A 2,799-nucleotide genomic window follows, 5' to 3' on the forward strand; every position below is an offset into this window, starting at 1 on the left:
GTTCGGGGTCAGCTCGATGTTGTACAGGCCCTTTTCGATCTCCTTGATCATGCTCTTGTCGAAGGGCGTGACCAGCAGGGAGTGGGCGTCGGCGTTGGAGACGGACGCTACCTGGTTCAGCGGCGTGCTGGCGTTGCCGTAAGCATTGACCGTGACACGGTCCAGCAGGGCCGGCGTTGCGCGGCCGGTGCGGATCGAAGTGAGGGTGTGCTTAAGAGCGTCGATGCTCTTGGCCATGCGCGTCTGCGCGTTGTTCTTGATGTCGTTGAGCATCGCCAGGGTCCTGGATGTAACTGGAATCGGGCGATTATAGGCGAATACGGGACGCCGCCGGGCCTGAATCGGCCCGGAGGTCGCCTTGCGCTCAGCCTCAGGCCGGATCGCGGCCCTGGACGAGGGTGCCGATGTTCTCGCCGTGCAGGATCTTCAGCAGCTCGCCCGGCTGGCCCATGTCGAACACGCGCATCGGCAGGTCGCTGTCACGGGCCAGGGCGAAGGCGGCGGTATCCATCACTTCCAGGCCACGGCGGATCACTTCGTCGTAGCTCAGGCTGTCGAAGCGGACAGCGTCGCTGTACTTGTTCGGATCCTTGTCGTACACGCCATCGACCTTGGTTGCCTTCAGCAGCAGGTCGGCGCCGATCTCGATCGCGCGCAGGGCGGCGCCCGAGTCGGTGGTGAAGAACGGGCTGCCGACGCCAGCGGCGAAGATCACCAGGCGGCCCTTTTCCAGGTGGCGGATGGCGCGGCGGCGGATGTAGTCCTCGCACACGTCGTTGATCTTGATCGCGCTCATCACGCGGGCCTTGGCGCCCACTTTTTCCAGCGCATCCTGCATGGCCAGCGCGTTGATGACCGTGGCCAGCATGCCCATCTGGTCGCCGGTGACGCGGTCCATGCCGCCAGCGGCCAGGCCTGCACCGCGGAAGATGTTGCCACCACCGATGACCAGGGCGACTTCGGCGCCGGCCTGCTGGGCCTCGACGACTTCACGGGCCAGGCGGTTGATGATCTTGGGGTCGATGCCGTAGTCCTCATCTCCCATCAGCGCCTCCCCGGAAAGTTTCAACAGGATGCGGCGATAGGCGAGCTTGGACATAGGGACCTCGGGTGCGTGGAAATCGCGGGCGATTCTACGCGCAAGCGGCGCGCGGCCAAAGCGTTTTGTGCACTGCGGCGCAAAATACCGGTGTGCCCCGTGCATCCGGGGCGCACCATTCAGCCCAGCTCGGCGCCAGCAGTGGCAGACAGTTCATCATGCCCCAGTTCGCCCGGAGAGCGTGCGATGACCCTGTTGCGACCCAGGTTCTTGRAGCGGTAGAGAACGTCATCGGCGGCGCGCAGCAGGTCCTGCACGCCGGCAAAGCGCTCGTAGCCGCCCTGGGTGGCCACGCCGGCCGAGAAGGTGATGAACAGCGGGCCACCTTCCAGTTCCGCCATCGGAGTGGCGACGATGTTCGCCAGTACCCGGCGGATCACGTCCAGGGCCACCGATTCACTGGTATTGGGCAGCAGCGCGACGAACTCCTCGCCGCCGAAGCGGGCCACGGTGTCGCTGTTGCGCAGCTGCCCCTGCAGCTTGCCGGCAAAGGCGCGCAGCACCTCGTCGCCGGTCAGGTGGCCGTGCGCATCGTTGATCTTCTTGAAATCGTCCAGGTCGATGAAGGCCACCGACAACGGCCAGCCATGGCGGCCGGCGCGCAGGAATTCCTGTTCCAGCACGGCTTCGAGCTGGCGGCGGTTGAGGACGCCGGTCAACGCGTCGCGATGGGCCTGGTCGGCCAGGCGCTTGGCGCGGGCCTCGAATTCATCGGCGCGGCGGCGCGCCTGGTCGGCATCCTGCAGTTCGCGCAGGTTGCGCAGGGTGGCCAGTTCCTGGGCGTGGTCGATCAGTTCACGCACGCGTGCCGGCGAGTTCAGGCCGTTCTCGAACAGGCTGGCGATGTCCGGCAGCGCTTCGCTGATCCGCGCCAGCACCTGGTCGAAGCGGGCGCTGTCCATCTGCAGGCGGTCGTGGACCTGCTGCAGGGCGCGTTCGCGTGCGCCATCGGCGTCTTCATCCAGCCAGATGTCGGCGACCGCGCCAGACAGCTGTACGCAGGCCTGGAACGGATTTTCGGCGGTGACTTCGTCTTCGCTGTGGCGGATGCTGTCCACCAGGTAGCGCGGCAGGCCCCACTCCTCGGCCACCCATGCGCCGACGTCGGCGTGGCTGCAGCCGAGTTCCTGGCGCTCGCGCGCGATCAGGTCGGGGTTGTCGCGCGCCTCGCGCAGCAGCGGTAGGTAGCGTTCGGATTCGGCCTGGGCCAGGCACAGCACGCCCATGTCCTGCAGCAGTCCGGCCAGCATCAGCTCCTCCAGCCTGCGCAGGCCGCGCGCTTGGCCGAGCTGGCTGGCCGCCAGCGCGCTGAGGATGCTGCGCTTCCAGGCGCGTTGGCGCAGATCGTGGTCGGCGCCGCCTTTGCCGGTCAGGCCCTGGGTGACAGTGAAGCCCAGGGCGAGGCTGATCGTAGCGTTGAGCCCGAGCATGGTCAGCGCCTGGCCGAGGTTCTCGATCCGGCGCCGGCTGGCATACAGCGGTGAATTGGCGATACGCAGCATGCGCGCACTCAGCGCCATGTCGATGGCGATGATGTCCGCAGCGGTTGCGATGTCCGCCTCCGGGTCCTGGGCCAGTTCGATGATGCGCAGGGCAATACCGGGCGGCGAGGGGAGGTTGCGGCAAAGCGCCAGTGCAGCTGTCAGCTCGGGAGGCATGTCGGGTCGTTCAATTCCATTAGGACAAGAATACCTAGGAAT

Annotated in this window: 3 protein-coding genes; all 3 read right to left on the reverse strand. The window is 66.4% G+C overall.

Going from position 1 to position 2,799, the window contains the following annotated elements:
- On the reverse strand, window positions 1–273 hold a 273-nt coding region (locus AC1VAN_RS17385), incomplete at its 3' end, for a ribosome-recycling factor (protein ID WP_480986300.1).
- A 97-nt stretch (window positions 274–370) separates the two neighbouring features.
- On the reverse strand, window positions 371–1,099 hold the full coding sequence (gene pyrH, locus AC1VAN_RS17390; RefSeq protein ID WP_025877663.1) for a UMP kinase: 729 nt from the start codon (window positions 1,097–1,099) through the stop codon (window positions 371–373).
- Window positions 1,100–1,218: 119 nt separating this feature from the next.
- Window positions 1,219–2,757 (reverse strand): sensor domain-containing diguanylate cyclase, encoded by a 1,539-nt coding sequence (locus tag AC1VAN_RS17395; RefSeq protein WP_480986301.1) that lies wholly within the window; start codon window positions 2,755–2,757, stop codon window positions 1,219–1,221.
- Between the last annotated feature and the right edge of the window lie 42 nt (window positions 2,758–2,799).

It is taken from the genome of Stenotrophomonas sp. 05L44_2, from assembly GCF_056665995.1.

Excerpts from the sequence above, each read along its gene's own strand:
- pyrH (WP_025877663.1), bottom strand. The coding sequence starts at position 1,099 with ATGTCCAAGCTCGCCTATCGCCGCATCCTGTTGAAACTTTCCGGGGAG.